The sequence below is a fragment of the Rhodococcus sp. GB-02 genome, assembly GCF_053470465.1.
In genome coordinates this window covers 614,578-635,596 of sequence record NZ_JBPUKE010000003.1, presented here as the reverse complement: position 1 = coordinate 635,596, position 21,019 = coordinate 614,578, and the positions used below count along the sequence as shown (strand labels likewise).

Below are 21,019 nucleotides of genomic sequence, written 5' to 3'. Positions count from 1 at the left end.
AACGCGTCGGGAGCCGCCGGTTTTCGGGTCACCGGCGAGGCGGATTCCCCGATTCATCGATATTTAGTTTAGGCTACCCAAAACAATGTTAGGTCACCCTTGGGTGACGTGTGTCCACAGACGAGGGGATCAGTGTGAGCGTTCTTCCAGGTTCGAACTCCGGAGCGGCAAACGAAGCTACGTTTGCTCTCACAGGAGCTCAACTCGGGATTTGGAACGCACAGAGGCTTGATCCCGAATCTCGGAGCTATCTCGTCGGTGAGGTTCTCGAAATCTCGGGCGACGAACCGATCGACACCGAACTTCTGCCGGCCGCCATCAGGGCGACGATCGGCGAAGCCGAGACCATGCGGTTGCGGATGATCGAGACGGCGGACGGCCCGCGTCAATACATCTCCGACGAGCCGGTTGGCGTCATCCCGATCACCGACGTCCGTGACGAGCGCGATCCCGTAGCCGTGGCGCACGCACTGGTCGACGCCGAGCGCAGCCGGGCGTCCGAGTACTGCCGCTTGATGGTGGAGCGCCCGCTGTACACGTACTCGCTGATCAGGCTGAGCGATCGCGAGATCTGGTGCATCCAGCTCTATCACCACCTGATCGTCGACGGATACAGCGCAGCCATGATTTCGCGTCGTGTCGCCGCGCACTACACGGCCGCGAAGAAGGGAACCGAGGTCGCGCCAACGCGATTCGGCTCTATGTCCGATCTGGTCAGCGAGGACGAGGCGTACCAGGCGGGCGAGCAGTTCGCGGAAGATCGTGACTACTGGCGTGATGTCCTGACGCCGTTGCCCGCGTTGGACGGACGTGGCCAGCAGGTCGCCGGTCCGGCGGAACGAACGATCCAGGTTCGTGAGGTCATCACCGCCGACGCCCTCGGCCGCCTCAAAGAGGTGGCAGACGCGACGGGAACAACGTGGGCCGAAGCGCTGATCGCCTGCTACGGCGCGTTTCTCCACCGGTTGCTCGGCGAGACGGATGTTGTCATCGCGATGCCACTCATGGCGCGCGTGGGGCGCACGGCACTCAAGACGCCCGCCATGGCAGTCAACGTTCTGCCTCTCCGGTTGACGATTCGCAGCCACGATCGACTCGGTGACCTGAGCAAGCAGGTGGCCGCCACGATGAAAAGCCTGCGCGCACACCAGCGCTACCGCGGTGAGAATCTTGCTCGGGACCTGGGCGTCGCCGGCACCGGCGCACTGCTTCACGGGATCGGAATCAATCTCAAGGCTTTCGACTTCGCCCTCGATTTCGCCGGCGCTGTGGGTGTACTGCGTAACGTCGCCGGGGGGCCGCCGGAGGACCTGGGTTTGACGGTGACGCCCATTGCGGACGGCGAAGTTCTACTCGGATTCGAAGTGGACGCGCGTACCAATACTCGGGAATCGGTTCAGCGTCGCCTCGCCGGTTTCGTCAGCATCGTCAACGCGATGGTCGGGGAGGGAGATCCTGCCGTCGGACAGGTGGAGATGATGCCTGCGGCCGAAGCCGCGCGGATTCTCGCCAGCCGCGAAACTGCACCGTTGCCCGGCTCTGTCGAACTCGTTCCCGACGTGTTCGACCGCATCGTCGTCGAGCACGCGGATGACACGGTTCTGGTGTGCGGTGAGGAACGTCTGACAGGCGCAGAACTCGGTGGCCGCGTCCACAAACTCGCCCGGTTGCTTCGGGCTCGCGATGTCTGCCCGGACGACATTGTCGGACTTGCACTTCCGCGTACCTCCGAGATGGTGGTGGCTCTGCTCGCGACATTGAACGCGGGCGCAGCGTACGTGGCCTTGGATCCGCAGCACCCGGCTGAGCGATTGCGGGACTTGGTCGACGACGCGCAACCGAAGGTGGTGCTCACCACTTCCACACTGGCCGGGAAACTCGTCGGAGATTCGCGGCCCGTCCCGCTCGTACTCGATTCCGACGCCGTGCGAGAAGAACTCCGTGCCAATTCCGAGCTTCCCCTCGAACTCGGTGAACTGGCGACACCGCGGCACGGTGATCACCTGGCGTACGTCATCTACACCTCTGGATCGACCGGCAAGCCAAAGGGTGTGTTGGTCAGAAGTGGTGGATTGGCGCATCTGCTTCACCACCACTGCGCCACTATGTACCGGGAAACTGCCGAGCGAGTCGGAAACCGGCAACTGCACACCGCACACACGGCGTCGTTCGCCTTCGATGCGTCTCTCGATCAGCTGTTGTGGCTGCTGTGTGGTCATCGGGTGCACGTATACGACGAAGAACTGCAGAAGGATGCTGTTGCCCTGGTCGCGGCGTTCGAGCGAGATTGCGTCGACGTGGTCGACACGACGCCGTCGATGGCGGCAGCGATGGTGGACAACGGATTGCTGCGCACCCAGCGACTGCACCTGCTTGTCATGGGCGGCGAGGCGGCACCGCCCGCACTGTGGGACGCGATCATCGAATCCGGCGTTCCCGCTCGAAACCTCTACGGCCCAACCGAAACGACGGTCGACGCGATCGCGACCACGGTCGAAGGTGCCGGACCGCGTATCGGGTACCCGCTCGCGGGAACCCGTGCGTACCTGCTCGACAGCGCGCTCGAGCCGGTCGCCGACGGTGAACGAGGTGAGCTCTATCTGGCCGGACCGCAATTGGCCAGGGGATACCTCGGTCGCGCCGGAGCGACCTCCGAGCGTTTCGTCGCAGATCCTTTCGGGGCTCCGGGAGATCTGATGTACCGCGCCGGGGACGTCGCGCGCTGGGTACCCGGGCGCGGATGCGACTTCATCGGTCGTAGCGACAAGCAGGTGAAGATTCGCGGACATCGTGTCGAGTTGAGCGAGGTCGAGGCAGTTCTCGGATCGGTGCCCGGAATCGGCGCGGCTGCCGCGCTGATCCGTACGGATGGAGGACGGCCCAGTCTGGTCGGCTACGTTGTCGCCGCTGTCGGCGCGGCGCTTCCGCCGCAGGAAGAGCTACGCCGAGACCTCGCCGGTCGCGTACCGGATCATCTGGTTCCGGCCGCAATCGTCGTTCTGGACGAACTACCCGTCACGGTGAACGGAAAGCTCGATCGTGCGGCACTACCTGCGCCGGCTACCGAATCGGAAGGTCGCGCTGCATCCACACCGCGCGAGGAAATCCTCTGTGACGTGGTGGCCGAGGTGCTCGGCCGCGAACGCGTCGGCGTGGACGAGGACTTCTTCGGCCTCGGTGGTGACAGCATCACGGCAATCAGTGTCAGCAGTCGCCTGCGGGTGCGTGGTCTGATCGTTGCTCCCAAAGAACTACTGGCACAGCGAGATCTGGGAACCATCGCCGCTGCGGCGCGTGAGATTGCCGATGACGCCGACGCCGTAGCCTCGGTTGCGGACGTGGCGACCGGCACCGTGATCGCCCCGCCGATCGTTCGAGCACTGATCGACAAAAATCCGACAGACGAGGCAATCGCGGGCTACGCGCAGTGGACCGCAGTGCGAATCGACGACGGCATTTCACTGGGTGACCTGCAGTCCGGCGTGCAGACGATCCTCGATCACCATGACGCTCTACGTCTGCTCCTGCGCCGTGACAACGACAGCGGCACTACCGAATTGATCGTCCGGGACGCCGGCGCGGTGCGCAGCGAGGTACTCGTTCGAGAGGTGTCCGACACCTCCGAGCCGTCCCGGATCAGAGAGCTCGCGGAGGCGTCGGCGGCGAGTCTCGACCCACGCGCCGGTGAACTCCTGCGAGTCGTACTGGTCAATACCGCGGTGGGTCGTCCCGACCAATTGATCGTCGTGGCTCACCATTTGATCGTCGACGGTGTGTCCTGGCGAACTCTGCTTCCAGACCTCCACGAAGCCACCGATGCTGCACGTGAGCGTAGGTCGGCCCGGTTGGCTGCAGGCGGAAGTTCGTGGCGTCGATACGCAGGGTTGCTCGCGGAATTCGGGGCCTCGGGCAGCAGGGCATCAGAGCTCGAGTACTGGAAGTTCGCGTCGGTACAGGCGGACGACGAGCCGATCGGCAGTCGTCGTCTCGACCCGAAGATCGACGTGACCGCAACCGCCTCTCGCACGATAACTGTTGCGCCCCCGGCCGTCACCGACGCGCTGCTGACCACGCTTCCGGCGGCGTATCGAGCCAAGACCGACGAGGTGCTTCTCGCGGGATTGATGCTTGCCTTGCGCTCATGGCAGCACAGTCGCGGCCTGACTGGGCTGCCCGCACAGACAGTTACCGTCGAAGGTCATGGCCGCGACGCGCTCACCAGCGACACCGACTTCGCCGGAACCATCGGGTGGTTCACCAGTGAGTTCCCCGTCCGGGTTCCCACCGATGCACTGCTCACCGCAGACGATCTTGCCGACGCACTCAGCGGCGGAGCAGCTGCAGGGCATCTGCTTCGTGCGGTGAAGGAGGCAAAACGCGCCGTACCCGGAGGTGGAGTCGGCTACGGAGTTCTGCGGCATCTGGATCGCGACACCGCACCTGACCTTTCCGCGTGCGCTACTCCCGAACTGCTGCTCAACTATCTGGGCCGCTTCCCGTCGTTGCCCGGAACCGGATGGCGATTGCCGGAGCAGGATCCATTCGCAGTCATCGAACCGGCGACGAAGGCTATGTCGGAAGTGCTGGCGCTCAACGCATTTGTCCGTGAGGACGGATCACCGACGCTGGCAGTCGAATGGACTGCGGCGGGTTCAGTGCTCGACGGCGCGACGATCGTCGAGCTGCAAGAGCATTGGGAACGTGCGCTCGCTGCCCTGACCGCGCATGCCGCGCTCTTCGAGGGCGGTTTGACGCCTTCCGATTGCTCGGCGACGATCTTCGGCCAGGGCGCGGTGGTCGATCAGGCAGGGATCGACGAACTCGAAGCCGTCCACGGACCGCTTGCCGACGTCCTTCCGCTCTCGCCGCTACAAGAAGGTCTCCTGTTCCATGCGGTCCGTGACGGAGCCGCAGACGTCTACACGCTCACTGCACGCTTCGACCTCTCCGGGCCACTGGACGAGGCGAAGTTGGCCGACGCGTTCGAGACCGTGATCGACAGGCACCCGAACCTACGCGCCGCGTTCCACTACGAGCAGTTCGCACGGCCCGTTCAGATCATTCCGCGCGGCGCAAAAGTCGAGTGGCGTTCGGTCGACCTGACCTCCGTTCCAGCTGACACTGCATTCCGCTCTGCAGATCAGCTCGAGGACGAGGCCGCCAAGCATGTCTTCGACGTCAGTACACCGCCTCTGCTGCGTGCACTACTGGTTCGGCTGCCCGGCGGGGTGCACCGTTTGGTCCTCAACGCGCACCACCTGCTCACCGACGGTTGGTCGACTCCGATCGTCCTGCGCGAGCTGATGAACGTCTACCAGGACGGCGACACGCACCTCCCTGCGCCGACGCCGTATCGCGACTACTTGGCATGGATCGCCGGCCGTGATCAGGACTCTGCCCGTGCAGTGTGGAGCGAGCGTTTGCGTGGGCTTACCGCGCCGACTCTCGTTGCCGACGCCGGAGCGCCGCGAAGTGTGCCCGTCGCGCTAGAAGTTCCGCTCGCGGCATCGGACGCCGACGCGTTGATCGAACTCGGCCGTGCGCGAGCGCTGACGATCAACACGCTGGTCCAGGGCGCGTGGGCGGCAACGCTCGCCGAGGCGACAGGACAGTGGGACGTCGTGTTCGGGGCCACCGTGTCAGGTCGACCCGCCGAACTCGCCGGAGTGGAGGGGATGGTCGGGTTGTTCAGCAACACGATTCCGGCCCGCCTCGACATCGCCGCGAACGAGCCTTTGCTGGAACAGTTCGTCGGGCTGCAGAACGCGCAATTCGACATCGTGGACGTCGAACACACCAGTTTGGCCGAGATCGAACGCATCGCCGGAATCGGGCAACTGTTCGACACGCTCCTGGTGTTCGAGAACTTCCCGAACTCCGGTGCAGGACAGCCTGCATCGCACACACTGCGGGTCGAGGGATTCACCAACCGCGGAGTCACGCACTATCCGATGACGTTGATGGCGCCGCCGAGCACCGGTCTGGATCTGGTTCTGTACCACGATCCGGCAGTTGTCTCCGACGCCACGGCGGAGCGAATGGTCACACGGCTCGCGGAGATCCTGCGTGGGTTGCTGACCGAGCCGACAGCTCCCGCATCCGCGGTGCTCACGGTAGTCCGCCAGGCAGCGTCCGTTGCCGATGCGGTGTCTGTCGCGAAAAATGTCGCTGTCACGAAAAAGGTGGCCGCGTCCGATCCTGCGATCGATGTCGATCCCGCGGTCGTGGATGCAGTGTGCGACTGTGTCGCAACGGTGTTGGAGATTCCCGACGTCGATCCGGGTGACAATTTCTTCACTCTCGGCGGTCACTCGCTCACTGCGATGCGGTTGGTGGGAAGCCTGCGCAAGCTGGGAATTCGCGTCGTCGTCTCGGATGTCTTCGACACCCCGACCCCCCTCGGTCTTGCCGTGGCCGCACGCGTCGATCGGACGAAGTTCTCGCCGGATTCGGTCGTTGGCGTCGATCGACCCGTCGTGACCGTGGCGACGTTCCGCGCCCCGGCGGTGGCGGGAAATCCTGATCACGAGCGGTACTGGGTTCGCACGCTCGCGGACCTGCCCCTCGAAACGGACCTTCCGTATGACCGCCCGCGCGGCGAAGAGTACCGCCCGCACACCTACCTCCGTCAGCTACGCGATGCCCGGTTCGGTGACGAACCAGGATTCGACGCGGTGCTGTTGGCCGCCGTGGCGGCGACGCTGAACAGCTTCGGCGGTGGTCGGGACCTTGCGGTCGGACTGGTCTCGGAAGGGACTGACACCCTGATTCGGGTCGACCTGTCCGGTCGGCCGAGAATTGCCGATGTCGTTCGGCGAGTCGAAAACGCTGTCTCCGAGGCACTTGCGCATTCCGATGTCAGCCTCGACCGAATCGCCGATCTACTCGTGCGTCCGACGAGCAGCCTGTTCGCTGCCCGTGTCGGTCACTCGCCCGGAAAGAGCGTCGACCTCGAATTCGTCCGAACCGCAACAGAACTTCGATTGACGGTTGATGCCGGGCTGTTCGACGCCGCGACTGCGGACGCATTGCTCGACGGTGTGATCGCGGTCCTCGGTCACGAAATCAGCACTGTCGTCGCGGATCTGCGACTGGCGGAAAATAAGCCGGATCGCGACCCGGGCCGACGCGCGACGCCGCCGTCGGGGATCTCGCAGTTGTTCGCTCGACACGTCAGCCGCCACCTCGACGACATCGCGGTGATCTCCGGCGAGGTCGGAATTACCTACGGGGAACTGTCGGCGCGCGTCGACGAGCTGGCCCGCGAACTTCTCGCGGTCGGCGCCGGACCCGAGAAGGTAGTCGCCGTCGCGCTGGATCGAAATGCGGATCTGGTGGCCGGACTGCTCGCGGTACTGCGCATCGGCGCGGCGTACCTGCCACTCGACGTCGATTACCCGACTGAGCGGCTCGAGTTCATGATCGAGGACGCGGCTCCGGTGTGTGTCCTGACCAGTATCGACAGCGTAGGGCAACTTCCGTCCACGGTCGCCACGAGTGTCTTCGTGGACGGTGAGTTCACCAACTCGAATGTCGTGCTTCCTCCGCCGCTCGCGGCGGGTGATCACCTCGCCTACATGATCCACACCTCCGGTTCGACGGGTCGCCCCAAGGGCGTGATGGTCTCGACGGGCAACCTCGCAGCCTTCGCGGACACGGTACTCGAGGATTGCTGGATCAGGCCGGGCGATCGCATCGTCGCGGTGACAACGGTGTCGTTCGACATCGCGGCACTCGAGTTGCTGTGCCCGCTCGCGGCGGGCGCGACTGTCGTGATCGCAGACCGCAGGACGGTTCGCGACCCGGATGCGTTGTCGGCGTTGATCATCGCGAGCGATGCGACGGTGATGCAGGCAACGCCGGCGCTGTGGCGAGTGGTCACCGAACACGAGAACGCAGTCGGACTCGCCATGGTGCGAGCCCTGGTGGGAGGGGAAGCCCTCCCGCAGGATCTGGCTGACGATCTGGTGGCCAACGCCGCTTCGGTCCGGAATGTCTATGGACCCACCGAGGCCACGGTGTGGGCGACATCTTCGGTCATCACGACCGGCGACCGAGTCACGATAGGTCAGCCCTGGACCGATGTGCACGTGCGAATCCTCGACGACGACCTGCGTGAGGTTCCGGAAGGCGTTGCGGGCGAGCTGTATCTGGGCGGTGCGCAGGTGGTCCGCGGATACCTTAACCGCCCCGATCTGACCGTCGCTCGGTTCGTCGCCGATCCTTCTCTGCCGGGGGCACGCCTCTACCGCACCGGCGATCTGGTCCGACGCCGGCGAGGGGTTTTGCACTTCCTTCGTCGTGCGGACGATCAGGTGAAGGTTCGCGGTTTCCGCATCGAGCTCGGCGAAGTCGAAGGCGCGCTCGGATCGGTGGCAGGTGTGCTCCGCGCGGCAGCCACCGTTCGCGTCGATGCGGCGGGTACCGGAAGTTTGCACGGGTATGTGGTTCCCGAAGGTGCAACCACGCTCGATTCGGTACTGGTGCGCAAGGAGATTGCGCGGCTCCTACCCGAACACATGGTGCCGCAGACCATCACGGTGCTCGAGGCACTACCACTCACCCTCAACGGGAAGGTGGACCGGAAGGCATTGCCCGACACCGCGCCGGATCGCGTGCAGAGTCCGCTCGTGGCCGTCGATGCGGATCGTCGGGCACGGCTCGGGTCGCTCAGCCCGGGCTGGCAGGACGTGCTACCACTCGGTCCCTTGCAGGAAGGCATGTACTTCCAGTCGGTTCTCGACGGCGCCGGCGGCACGGATGTCTATCACATGCAGCCGCGATTCGAGTTCTCCGCCGATGCCGCCGTCGACATTCGCTCACTCCGCGCAGCAGGGGATGCGCTCTTGCGACGCTATCCGAACTTGCGGGCCGGCTTCACACACGCCGGGTTCGACGCTCCGGTGCAGTTCGTGCCCAGGGAAGCCGAAATGCCTTTCCGTGAGGTCGATCTGAGCGCAGTCGCACCCGAGGACTTGGATATCGAGGTCCGCGCCCTCGAGGAGGCCGAATTCGGCAGGCTGTTCGACTTGAGTGCACCGCCACTCATTCGAATGGTGTTGGTCTGGTTGCCAGGTGGGGGAGCGCACCTCGTCTTCACTCAGCACCACCTGCTGACCGACGGTTGGTCGCAGACCTTGATGTACGCGGAGTTGTTTGCGCTCTACGAGTTTGCTCGCACACACGGCACGGACCCGGTTGGACTCGACGGCGCGCTCGACAAGCCTGCGGACTTCCGTGATCACCTGCGATGGATCGCCGAAGCGGATCGCACGGACGCCCTCTCGTCCTGGAAGGACTACCTCGCGGATCTCGAGCAACCCACACTCGTGGGTGGTACGGGATCAGGCGGGCGCGCTCCGTTGCCGGTGTTCACCCGGGTGCAGCTCGAACAGAGCATCACCGAGCACGTACGCGAGTTGGCCAGACGTAGCGGAGTGACGCTCTCCACCGTGGTTTCTGCGGCGTGGGGCCTGGCATTGCGCGCCGTGACGGGCCGTGACGACGTGGTCTTCGGATCGACGGTTTCGGGACGTTCACCCGAGGTCGAGGGCGCCGACCGAATGGTGGGCTTGGCGCTTAACACCATTCCGGTACGTGTCCGGGTACGGCCAGGCGAGGAGATCTCGGCGTTGCTCGGACGCCTGTTCCGCGAACAGGGTTCGCTGCTGGGGCATCACCATCTCGGGCTCGGCTACGTGCAGCGAAGCGCTGGGTTCGCAACACTGTTCGACACGCTCTACGTCTTCCGCAACACGCCTCGTGACGAACAGGCACGTCGAGACACGTTCGGGCGCAGTGGAATCGTCGGGTTCGGCGCAGTGGACGGCACCCACTATGCGCTCACGCTCGACGTGGATCCGGGTGTCGGGGATGCGCCGATGGCGCTCACTCTCGAAAATCGTCCCGACCTGATTCCCCACGACGTGGCTCGGGACGTTCTTTCACGCACCATCACGATCCTCGAAGTGATGGCGAATTCCGATACCGCCACGGTGGCGGACACGGCGGTTCCGCTTTCGCACACCCCCGCGGAATTCGCTTCGGAGCACATTGTGATGCCGCGGCCGGACCAGGCCGGCGGTAGCGTGGACGCCTTGCTCCGCGAAAGGGCAGCGGCAACTCCGGACGAGACGGCGCTTGTTTTCGGAGACGTCACCCTGAGCGCAGCCGAGATGAACTCTCGGGTGGACAGACTGGCACGGATACTCGCGTCGGCGCTGGGGCAGTCGGTGCCAGGCGCGGGATCGACTCGTGTTGTGGCGCTCGCACTTCCGCGCACCGCCGATCACGTCGTAGCGATCTTCGCTGTCATGAGAACCGGAGCGGCCTACCTCCCCTTGGATCTGGCTCACCCACCGGCACGATTGAGCGAACTGATCCTTGACTCCGACGCGGCGCTGGTGGTCACCACGACTCAGACGCGTGACCTCGTTGTTCCCGCCGGACAGGCGTGCGTCGTCCTCGACGACCCAGACGTGGTCGGGGTACTCGACGGGCAGTCTCCGGCACCCGTTGTCGACGAGGCCGCGGTGTGCGGGCCGACCTCACCGGATCAGCCTGCCTACGTCATCTACACCTCGGGCAGTACCGGGAAACCCAAGGGTGTCGTCGTGGGGCACCGCGGGCTGACGACGATGTATCACAACCACAAGGCCGAGATCTTCAGCCCGACCGAAAACAGAGTGGGTGGTCGACGTTTGCGCATTGCGCACACAGTCTCGTTCTCGTTCGACATGTCGTGGGAGGAACTGTTCTGGTTGCTCGCCGGGCATGAAGTTCACGTGATCGACGAGCAGACGCGACTCGACCCCGGGTCGCTGGTGAAGCACTACCGCGAAGTCGGGATCGACGTCGTGAACGTAACCCCCTCGTATGCACGGGAACTGATGGCCGCCGGTCTCCTCGACGGTGAGCGGACGCCGGTGTTGGTGATGCTCGGCGGCGAAGCGGTGCCGGCCGAACTGTGGTCGCGGCTACGCGATCAGGACGGTGTCGACGGGTACGACCTTTACGGGCCGACCGAATTCACGATCAACGCGATGGGATCCCCGGTTCAGGGGAGCGAGACACCGTGCTTGGGTCGTCCGATTCTGAACGCGTCTGCGCGGGTACTCGATTCGGGGCTGCGGGAGGTTCCGATCGGAGCGGCGGGCGAGCTGTACATGTCCGGTGACGGAACGGCGATGGGTTACCTTCACCGGACCGCGTTGACCTCCGCTGTGTTCGTTGCTGATCCCTACTCCGTCGGTCACCGCATGTACCGCACGGGTGACGTTGTACTGCGTCGCCGCGACGGCGAACTCGAATATCTGGGTCGCGCAGACCATCAGGTCAAGATCCGAGGCATTCGGATCGAATTGGGTGAAGTGGAATCCGCGCTGGCGTCGTTGCCGGGAGTGTTGAGAGCGGCAGCGTCAGTCCGTAGCGAAGGCGGTGCGCCGCCGCGACTGGTCGGGTACGTCATCGAAGAACCCGGCGCTGATTCAACCGATCTGCGAGCTGCGTTGCGGGAACGCGTACCGGCACACCTGGTTCCGTCGGACATCGTCGTCGTGGATTCGATCCCGCTGACGCCCAACGGAAAACTGGACCGCGGTGCGTTGCCGGCACCCCCCGCCCGAGCAGCGGCCCGAGCACCGCGAACCGAGATGGAAAGGCAACTGTGCCAGGTCTTTGCGCGGGTACTCGGCGTCGAGGCCGTCGATCCCGACGAGAGCTTCTTCGATCTCGGCGGCGACTCGCTTCGAGCCATGCGACTGGTGGGGGAGATGGAGCATGACCTGTCGGTGAGCGTCGGTGTGGGAACGCTGATGGCCCGTCCGACAGTTGCAGAACTTGCAGCACACCTTGGCGAGTCGGCGTCCGAAATCGATTTAAGTCGCGATCGCCTTCTGACACTCCGAGCCGAAGGCAGCGAAGAACCACTGTTCTGCGTGCATCCGGCCGGTGGATTCGCTTGGCCCTTTGCACCTTTGATCGGTGTCCTCGAGGCTGACCGTCCACTGTTCGGCCTGCAACTTCCCACAGTTGCCGGTGAGCCACTCGAACCGACGAACGTGGACCAACTGGCAGCGATGTACGTCGACACGATTCGGGGCGTTCAGCCGAGCGGGCCGTACCACCTGCTCGGCTACTCGTTCGGTGGCAACGTCGTTGCCGCGATGGCGGCTCAGCTGGTCGGTATCGGCGAGACGGTGGAGTTCGCCGGTCTGATCGATACTCATCCACTGGGAGATCGTGACGATCGCGGTCGCGACGATGCCGACGACCGAGATCTGGCCGCCGCCCTGCCACCCGAGATCCTCACTCAGGCACCGGGACTGGCCGAGGCTGTTCGGGCGGGTTTTGATGCCACTCGTTTGCTCGTGGCCCGCTCGACTGACACAACCTACGACGGACCGGTTACTCTGATCACCGCCGACGCCGAGGCGTCCGGACAGCTGCTGGCCGATCGCTGGCGCAGAGTCCGCGGGGACCGGGACATGGCAGTACACCATCTGCCGTACGACCACGCCGGATTGGTGACCCCAGCCGGGTGGGCGGCAATTGCCCCGCTGCTCGACAGCCATTTGTCGAAACGCACGGCCACATAGTTTGAAAACCACACAGTTGAAACACAATGGGAGCTCAATGATGAAGTCCACACCGCCCCTCGCGATACGGAGTTGGCGACGATTCGTCGCCATCGCAGGGTTGCTGATCGTCGCACTCGTGGCGATGATCGGTTGCAGTAGCGATTCGAACGACGAACCGACCAAGGCTGCAGAGCCCACGACGCGCGTGATCGAAACCGAAAAGGGCTCGGTCACCGTGCCCGCGTCGGCGGAGCGCATCGTGGTTCTGAGCGGCGGTCTCGCCGGATACCTGTACGCCCTGGACGCACCGGTGGTTGCCACCGATACCCGCGTCCTCGGTGTCACGAACCTCGACGGTGGATTCCCGCCGGCATGGTCGGATGCCGCAAAGGCGCAGGGCACCAAGGAATTGCCGGCCGGCGAGCAGCTCAACATCGAAGCCGTCGCGGCGGCTGAACCCGACCTGATCATCGGCGGTGGACAGGGCATCACCTCGGTTCAGGCCGAGGAACTTTACGACCAGCTGACCGCTATCGCTCCCACCGTGTTGGTCCCCAAGACGGTCGCCAACTGGGACAAGCAGCTCGAGATCGTCGCCGATGCCGCGGGTCGTTCGGACGAGGTTCCGGCGCTGATCAGCGCGTACGACGACAAGGTCAAAGAGGTCAAGGGCAAGATCAAGGTTCCCGAGGGCAACGTCGTCTACATTCTCTCGCTCGCCAACAACAAGCCGTACCTCGTGCCGCCGACGGCAGCGCTCCCCGCAATGCTCGCCGAGCTCGGTTTCAAGGCCGACGACGTCATGGCCAAGGCCGGCAACCCGCAGCTCTTCGGCTCGGGTGACTCGTTCGAGGTCAGCCCGGAACTGCTCTCGCAGGTCGCCGATGCTCCTGTCGCCTTTGTAATTCCGGTGTCCGGTCGCCCGATGGCCGAGCTTGCCACCGATCCGCTCTACTCGCAGTTGCCGTCCTTCAAGGCAGGCACGACGTTCGAGCTCCCCGCCACCAGCTACCGTCCTGACTACGACGGCGCAATGGCTACGCTCGACCTGATCGGCCAGACCTTCGCATGACTCGATTCGGTGGGCTGGTGATCGATGTTTCACCGTTGCGGACCAGCCGTCCATTCAGGTACGCGTTTTCCGCGCGATTGATCTCGCTGCTCGGGATCGGACTGCTCGTCGTAGCCGTTCCCGCGCAGACGTACCAGCTCACCGGGTCGACCTTGCAGGTTGCCGGAGTGTCCACGGCGATGGCCATCGCCATGTTCTTCGGGAGCCTGTTCGGCGGTGTGCTCGCTGATCGTTACGACCGGCGACGCACCATCCAGTTGGCCCGCAGTGCTGCGGGTCTCGGCTTTGCCATTCTCGGGTGCAATGCGCTCTTGCCACACCCGTCGATGTGGGTCATCTACGTCGCGGCAGCCGTCGACGGCTTGGCCGGCGGTGTCAGCAGCTCGGCATTGATGGCTTTGATGCCGACGTTGTTGCCGCGCAACAAGATGGCTGCGGCCGGCGCGTTGGTAGCGCTGACCACGGACATCGGGACGATGATCTCGCCGGCAATCGCCGGTGTGATCATCGCCTCCGGCGGCATCCCCGCGACATATTTTGTTGCTGCCGTGGCCACCGCAGCAACGGTCACGTTGTTCCAAGCCATAGGCGCGTCGCCTGCACCGGGTACGAATCACGAAAGTCCGATGCGCGCGCTCGTGACCGGCGTGAAGTTCGCCGGCACTCACACAGTCATTCGCGGCATCCTGATCAGCGGACTGTTGGTCATGTTCGTCAGCGGCCCGATGGTGCTGCTGCCGGCATTCGTCGACCAGGTTCTCGGCGGCGGACCCACCATGCTCGGTCTGCTCTACGGCGCACCGGCCGTCGGCGCCGTGATCGGTTCGCTCACCAGCGGTTGGACCGGACGAGTACACCGCAACGGTGCCGCGATGCTGATCTCGGTAGCGTTGATGCCGCTCGGCCTCGTGGTACTGGGTGCGTCGGGAGCAGCGATCGTCGCGTTCCTGGGCCTGGCCGGATTCGGTCTCGGCCGCGCCCTCAACGACATTTTGAGATTTGCCGTCCTTCAACAGAACACGCCGGACGAACTGCGCGGACGCGTGTCGAGTCTGTGGATGGTGCAGGCCGTGACCGGCACGGCGATCGGTTCGATGGCAGCCGGGTTCCTCGGGCAGTGGCTCGAGCCTGGCGCCGCGCTGCTGACCTTGGGTCTCGCCGGTCTGACACTGGGCCTGGTGCTCCTGGCAACGTTGGGTTCGGTGCGCCGGGTAGCTTCGGAGATCACCGAAGTAGATCACTCCGACATCGCTGTGCCGGTGGGGAATGCTCCGCCGGAAAAGGAAGGTAGTTCATGAACCGAGGAGACCACCTCGCGACCATCGCCGAAGTTCTGGCGGGAACCACCGGCGCAAAAGTTCCGTACCCCATCGGTATTCGCGAACTCGAAGTTGTTCGCAGCGAAATGGTCGGATCCGGACTGCTGCGTCTGACCTTGGGCGGACCCGAGTTGGCGGGCTTCGAATCGCACGCTCCCGACGAGCATGTCCGCCTGGTGTACCCGGATGCAGACGGAACTTTGCGACTGCCCGAACGAGACGGATTCAGCCTGAAGTGGCCGCGTCCACTGCCGATCTCGCGTGAGTACACCGTCCGCCGCTACGACGCCGAGGCGGGGGAGCTGGACCTCGACTTCGCGCTCCACGAAGGTGGGTACGCCTCTGATTGGGCTCAGGCGGCCACCGTCGGCACTCGGGTGCACGTGGCAGGTCCGCCCGGTGGCGTCGTGGTTCCGTGGACGTACGACCGCTATCTGCTGGCCGGTGACATCACCGCCCTTCCTGCCATTGCTCGTTGGCTCGAGATGATGCCCGCTGCTGCCGCCGGGTGGGTGTTCGTCGAGATCACCGACCCTTCACAGGAAATCGAACTCACTGTTCCGGAAGGCGTCGAGGTGCGATGGCTGCACCGCGGTGACGTCCCAGCTGGTCACTCGGATCTGCTCGAGCAGGCAGTCCGGACGGTCACCGTGCCCGAAGGTGAGCGCCTCTACGCCTGGATCTCCGGTGAGGCCACCAGTCTCAAGCCGATTCGCAGATTCGTGCGCGACGAACTCGGCCTGAGTTCGGGCGACCACCTGATCACGGGCTACTGGAAGCGCGGAGTCGCAGACTTCGACGAGGACGACGACCACTGAACATCGGTTGACGCCGGTTTCGGCATCGTCACCGCGACAACGAGTCCGACAATCGCAACGATTGCCGCCACTCCGAAAGCCGTGGCGAATGCCGAGTGCTGGGGAAGGCCGCCGGATGAAGTCGCGCTCGCGATGATCCCGGCGGCAAGTTGGGTTCCGACGGCAGAACCCAGCGATCTGGCGATCGTGACTATTGCCGTCGTGACACCCACGCGGTCTGCCGGTGCGCTGTCGGCGGAGATGACGAACACTGCCGTCGACGCGGCGGCAACGCCGGTACCCGCCATGATCAGAACGACAACGATCTGCCACATCGTGGTTGCAAAGACTCCGACGGCGCCGCTGAGGCCGAGGAAGGCGACTCCTGCTACTGCGATGGCTTTCGTACCCACTCGTGTGCCAACTTTCCGGAGATCACCGAGGCGATCACCGCTGCGCCGTAGCCGAGGCACAGCAGGAACCCGATGGCACTGGTCGACGCGCGGCGTCCGAACCCGCTGTCCGCCGGTACGGCGAGTTGTTGTGGAATTAGATAGACAACTGCGCCGTAGGTAAATCCGAAAACCACGCCGACGACCACAGCGCTCCACATCGAACGATGCCGCATCATCGTCAGGTCGACCATCGGCTCGGTTGTCCGGCTCTGATACCTGGCCCAGATCGTGAACACGGCAGCGGAAGCGAGAAGCAGCAGCATCGACGTCGGTGCGCCCCACCCGTTGCTCGATGCGCTCGCCAGCCACGCCGTCAGCGTCAACAACCCCAGAGCCAATCCAGCAGCTCCCAGCCAATCGAGTCGGCCGCCGACGTTCGACATGTGATCTCGTGGTGTGCTCACGGCAAAAGCAAGTGCGCCGAGGAGGACGAAGGCGGTCGGCACTGCGTACATCGCCGTGCGGGAAATGTTTTCGGCCACCGGTCCCGCCAGCACGACTCCCAGAGCGCCGCCCGCGACGACGACAGCCCCGAGCAATCCGGTGGCAGTTTTCAGCTGTTCCGAGGACAAAGTGCGTCGTAGGACCACGACGCTCACGGGAAGCAACCCGAGCCCGAATCCCTGGAGAAACTGGCCGAGAACGAACAGCGGGAAGATCGTTGCGAGAGCGGACACGCTGCCGCCGAGCACGACGATTGTCGTGATCGCGAGCAAGGTGGGGCGGGCGCCGTACACGTCGGCTATTCGCCCGGCCATCGGTGTGACGAGAACAGTGCTCAACGTCAGAGCGACGGATGCGAGCGCTCCGACGTCGGCCGTCACTTCGAAGTCTGCTGGGCCAGGGGGAGTGCGGGGACGATGATACTTTCGAAAGCGGCGACCGCAGCGATCAGAAGTGTCCGGCTGGCAATTGTTGCTACCGGTCGCTGCTGATTTCCGGAGATGCTCTCAGTGGTCATTGCGCTCTCTTTCGATCGGGGAGTGAGGAGCTTTTGGGCGCGACGATGCGTCGCCCCACCAAGAGTCCGGAAGGGTTGTGGCACTAGCTATATCGGATGGCTAGTAGAGTATCTTGTTATTTCGTTACGCGTACCGGTATTGTGAAGAACGTAATCGGGTTCGGCAAACAATGCAAGAGACCGCTGGAGCGGAATTGATGCCGGATAGCGCGAGACCACAACCGCCAGGCTTTCGCTGTTGCCGTCGGTCAGGGTCAGGTGATGTGACGACCGGGCTCAGTTCTCGACGAACATGACGCTGGTCACCAAAATTATTCTGCGAGCAGGGAGTTCATCTGCCGGACACATCCACGGTCCCCGTTTGCATGTCGGGTTTGCTAGCTTTCTGCCTGTGACGCGAGGTCACGGAAAGTTCACGAATCACGGAGGATCATCATGGGTTCTATTTCAACGATCATCGGCATCTTCGAGCTCTACAAGCTTCTCGAGCCGCTGCTGAGCTCGCTGAGCTGATTCGGGTGTGATTTCCGCTGTCGAGCCGGGGCGCCGAGGGACTCGGCTCGACAGCGGATCTCGAGGATCCGGCGCGATCAGGACCCGTGGAACGGACGTCGGCACCGGCAGAATTCCGTCGCTCCGGTGTATGGTCCATCACCAGTATTTCTGCGCACCGAGCGGGCTGCGGTGCGAACCTGAGGCAGCGCTCGATCTACCCGCGCTCCAGGGAAGGGGCGGGATGTGTGCAATTCGTGCATCGACTGGGACGTTCGGCGACACGAACGGAAGCATGGTGCTCCGGGGGCATGCAAACATCTTGGTGGTACGAGGTTTCGAGGACATTGGGCCGCCCGAGCGGAAGCGATGTCACGAAAGCCCCGCCGTAAGCGGAATTCCGACGTGTTTGTGCGAGCGCGAAGAATCGCCACGGCGTGGGGTCGCAGGCATCCGTCGAAGCGAAACACTATGCCAGCTGGAATTCCTCCGAAGTACAGTCACGGAGACTGATCGACCGTTCGTGGATGTGATGTGTTTGCTACCCGATTATCTGGCCGAGCACGAGTACCTGGACTGTGCGGCACCACGCAGTTCAGCGCAGCGATCTCCGGCGGCGATAACCGAGGACCGAGTACGGCGTGGCTGCGCTCCTGTCTACCTGACGATCGAACGCGCGCACCGAGTTCTGTGCCACCTGCGGATGCTGCGCTGGCGCCCAACCGTTCTCGGCCTTCGGCTGCAACGGTCTGACCCGGAAGATCGCGGCCAGACCGTCAGGTCCTCGCTGTATAACTTCGATCCATGAGTCGCCGAGAAGTCGCTTCCAATGGACCCGACTGCGCCCACGGAACTCGATCTCCGCTGCTGGCAGTCGCACTCGTCTAGAACGATTCCGTGACCAACGCTCGGCCGGCATCTGTCGCGGGCAGCACTGGGTTGCATCCATGGGGGCGTTGCAGTGAATGCGATTTCTCCGGTACAACCCGATCAATGCGTTGTCGAAGAGATCGAGGCGGCTGAGTTGCGCCGACTGGTCAGAGTAAGGGTCCTCGGCGGCACAGAATTGCTCCTTGGTTTCAAGGATTTCAGAGGTCCAAGACTCAAGCCGAGTTCGGGTAGACACTGTGCCGCGGGTACTGGACGAACCTCCACCCTTACCCTTCGTTCGCGGATTTCGGGGTGTCAGGAGCGGCCCACTAGACGCTGCGGGGTGAGGCGGATGATGACCCTTCTCGCTTCAGGATCTTTTTCGGTCCAAGTACTTCCGGTGTATGCGAGTGACAATCGTTGGATGAGATCTCCGTCCGGGTCGTCGACGATGACGGCACGTCCTCGAAGTTCGATGCGGCGCATCGGGTTCTCCGAGTCAGTGATGCTGATACTGATGCGCGGATCGCGGTCTATGTTGGTGTGTTTGCGGCGTCCCTCGACGGTCGAGAACGTCACAGTGTTGTCGTCGTGTGTTATCCAGACTGGGGACAGTTGGGGTGAGCCGTCTGGCTCTATTGTGCCGACGGTGGCGATATGGGGAGCCTTGGCCAGGTCTGATGCCAAGGTGGCGAGTTCTTGTTCGTTCATCTTCACTCTTTTCGGTTGGCCGATTTGTTCAGTCCGCCTCGATGGATTTTGCGACTGCGACTCCGCCGGCGACGGCGGCGAGGAACAGAACGACGCCGAACACGGTTACCGCTGTGGGAATGGATGTGGCGTCGATCAGGTAACCGGCAACCAGGGGCAGTATTCCTGCGGGGATGTAGCCGCCGATGTTCATCAATGCATTTCCTTGCGCCCGAGATGTAGGGGGAACATGCATTCCGATCAGCGTGAGCCCCCCGAGTTGGCCGAGGCCCTGGCCTGCGCCGGCAAGGAGTGCGGAAAAGATGAGTAGTGCTGCGGCGTCAGACTGGACGGCACCGTACAACGCGAGCATAGACATTGCGGTTGATGTTGCGCCGCCGATAAAGATGGTTCGGATCTGCGCACGAGCCACGGCAAATTGAACGCCTGTGGCGACGAGGAACATCGCGCACGCGGTTCCGCCCGCGACCAGGGGGCTCGTAACCCCTAGCTGCCGGGCAAGCAACGAAGGACCGAGAGAAAGGACGAATGAGGTTGCAGTAATCCCAGGTCCGAAGACCGCGATACCGAACAGCACGTAACGGCGAAAACGCCGGGGAACCGACGGCAGACGTGGCTGAAACGGACCGCGATCATCGATGCCTGCGAGGTTGGTAAGTGGGCGGGAACGGACGACAGCGATAGTGGCGATGACAATGAGTAGAGCTTCCGCACCGAACACCCAGGTGACGGGCTCATCAAGGTACTGAGCCATGATTCCTGCGAACAGCGGGCCGAGTCCGGCCCCGAGGACCATGGCAACGGACGCGAGTCGCGCGGCGGTCGCGCGAAGGGTGTCGCCTCCTGCGTCGACGACGGAAGCCATTCCGGCAGAGACGATAACGCCAACCGCGATGCCGGTGAGCAGCCGCGCCACTATCAACATGGCGACGTTGTCGGCGACGAGGAAGAGGGCGCTGGCGGCCAATGCGACGACGAGTCCGGGCAGAAGTACGCGTGGGCGACCGAAATGGTCGGATAGTTGCCCCGCAACAAGAAGCGTCAGAAGTAGGCCGAGGATGTACGCACCGAAAATGACCGTGAGCATGCCCGAGCTGAACCCGATGCTCTGTTGCCAATGGACGTAGAGCGGCGTCGGCGAATTCGAGAGCACGAATACTGCCGTGACGACGAAAGCCGCGGACATTACCGCAGGCATGGATCCGGGCACGGGTGTCGACGAGTGTGTGGAGGGCTGAACCTCAGAGCTTGTCATGGAGTCTTCCCTTCGGAATCGATGTACGTAATTATTCGTACTGTCAGGACCATAGTCGTATTGGTTCGAATCTTCTAGTGCACACTTCAGCTCACACTCGTACCGGTTCGACAAAACTAGTATTGGATGTATTCTCCTGTTATGGTCACAATCGCGGTTCCTGAAGTCACAGATAAGTACCTGCCACCTCCCATTGACGAGCCATCAGTCGACGAACTCGACCTCGCCGCAATTTTCGGCGCACTCTCGACCCCCATCCGCCTCGAGATTGTCAGGCGTTTGCTCGCCGACTCCGTCGAATACGACCACCCTTGTAGTTGGTTCGGCTTCGATCGACCGAAATCGTCACTGACGCACCATTTCAAGGCTCTACGAGAAGCCGGATTGATCAGGCAACGCCAATACGGAATGGAGCGGCGCAGTCGCGTGCGGTACCAGGATCTTGAACATCGCTTCCCGGGACTTCTCGATCTGATAGCCAGAGGCTGAACAACTTTCGACGCATGCTC

General features: G+C 63.5%; 10 protein-coding genes. 5 read left to right on the top strand and 5 right to left on the bottom strand.

The annotated features are described in order from the left end of the window. The first annotated feature begins 134 nt into the window (after positions 1-134). The 4 genes from ACSW29_RS23345 to ACSW29_RS23330 are packed head-to-tail and all read left to right on the top strand — an operon-like array spanning position 135 to position 15,787. Positions 135-12,596 carry an amino acid adenylation domain-containing protein gene (locus ACSW29_RS23345; protein WP_448278405.1) on the top strand — a complete coding sequence of 4,154 codons (12,462 nt, stop codon included), beginning with the start codon at positions 135-137 and terminating at the stop codon, positions 12,594-12,596. A gap of 40 nt (positions 12,597-12,636) precedes the next feature. Continuing rightward, complete coding sequence (locus tag ACSW29_RS23340) at positions 12,637-13,650, top strand: Fe2+-enterobactin ABC transporter substrate-binding protein (RefSeq protein ID WP_448278551.1); 1,014 nt, start codon at positions 12,637-12,639, stop codon at positions 13,648-13,650. Then, positions 13,647-14,948: an enterobactin transporter EntS gene (gene entS / locus ACSW29_RS23335; protein WP_448278404.1), complete on the top strand. Its 1,302-nt coding sequence runs from the start codon at positions 13,647-13,649 to the stop codon at positions 14,946-14,948. The genes ACSW29_RS23340 and entS overlap by 4 nt, the downstream gene beginning before the upstream one ends. Further along, entirely contained in the window at positions 14,945-15,787 is an 843-nt protein-coding gene (locus ACSW29_RS23330; protein WP_347872579.1) for a siderophore-interacting protein, read from the top strand. Before entS ends, ACSW29_RS23330 begins: the two co-directional genes overlap by 4 nt. Here ACSW29_RS23330 and ACSW29_RS23325 read toward each other — a convergent pair. The 5 genes from ACSW29_RS23325 to ACSW29_RS23305 all read right to left on the bottom strand — a co-directional run bounded on the left by ACSW29_RS23325 (position 15,739) and on the right by ACSW29_RS23305 (position 20,510). Continuing rightward, entirely contained in the window at positions 15,739-16,179 is a 441-nt protein-coding gene (locus ACSW29_RS23325; protein ID WP_347872580.1) for an MFS transporter, read from the bottom strand. The genes ACSW29_RS23330 and ACSW29_RS23325 overlap by 49 nt on opposite strands. After that, complete coding sequence (locus tag ACSW29_RS23320) at positions 16,155-17,045, bottom strand: MFS transporter (protein ID WP_448278403.1); 891 nt, start codon at positions 17,043-17,045, stop codon at positions 16,155-16,157. The genes ACSW29_RS23325 and ACSW29_RS23320 overlap by 25 nt, the downstream gene beginning before the upstream one ends. Beyond that, complete coding sequence (locus ACSW29_RS23315; RefSeq protein ID WP_347872582.1) at positions 17,042-17,182, bottom strand: hypothetical protein; 141 nt, start codon at positions 17,180-17,182, stop codon at positions 17,042-17,044. The genes ACSW29_RS23320 and ACSW29_RS23315 overlap by 4 nt, the downstream gene beginning before the upstream one ends. Before the next feature lie 1,677 nt (positions 17,183-18,859). Next, positions 18,860-19,255 carry a PPOX class F420-dependent oxidoreductase gene (locus ACSW29_RS23310; RefSeq protein ID WP_230817094.1) on the bottom strand — a complete coding sequence of 132 codons (396 nt, stop codon included), beginning with the start codon at positions 19,253-19,255 and terminating at the stop codon, positions 18,860-18,862. Between the two features lie 28 nt (positions 19,256-19,283). Continuing rightward, complete coding sequence (locus ACSW29_RS23305) at positions 19,284-20,510, bottom strand: MFS transporter (RefSeq protein WP_448278402.1); 1,227 nt, start codon at positions 20,508-20,510, stop codon at positions 19,284-19,286. A 141-nt stretch (positions 20,511-20,651) separates the two neighbouring features. Between ACSW29_RS23305 and ACSW29_RS23300 the strand changes: the two genes are divergently transcribed. Next, positions 20,652-20,999 carry an ArsR/SmtB family transcription factor gene (locus ACSW29_RS23300; RefSeq protein ID WP_230817096.1) on the top strand — a complete coding sequence of 116 codons (348 nt, stop codon included), beginning with the start codon at positions 20,652-20,654 and terminating at the stop codon, positions 20,997-20,999. Positions 21,000-21,019: the final 20 nt, after the last annotated feature.

Bases quoted from the DNA above. Each gene is read 5' to 3' on its own strand.
- ACSW29_RS23340 (WP_448278551.1), top strand. From the start codon at position 12,637: ATGAAGTCCACACCGCCCCTCGCGATACGGAGTTGGCGACGATTCGTC.
- ACSW29_RS23330 (WP_347872579.1), top strand. From the start codon at position 14,945: ATGAACCGAGGAGACCACCTCGCGACCATCGCCGAAGTTCTGGCGGGA.
- ACSW29_RS23315 (WP_347872582.1), bottom strand. From the start codon at position 17,182: ATGACCACTGAGAGCATCTCCGGAAATCAGCAGCGACCGGTAGCAACA.
- ACSW29_RS23305 (WP_448278402.1), bottom strand. From the start codon at position 20,510: ATGACAAGCTCTGAGGTTCAGCCCTCCACACACTCGTCGACACCCGTG.
- entS (WP_448278404.1), top strand. From the start codon at position 13,647: ATGACTCGATTCGGTGGGCTGGTGATCGATGTTTCACCGTTGCGGACC.
- ACSW29_RS23300 (WP_230817096.1), top strand. From the start codon at position 20,652: ATGGTCACAATCGCGGTTCCTGAAGTCACAGATAAGTACCTGCCACCT.
- ACSW29_RS23310 (WP_230817094.1), bottom strand. From the start codon at position 19,255: ATGAACGAACAAGAACTCGCCACCTTGGCATCAGACCTGGCCAAGGCT.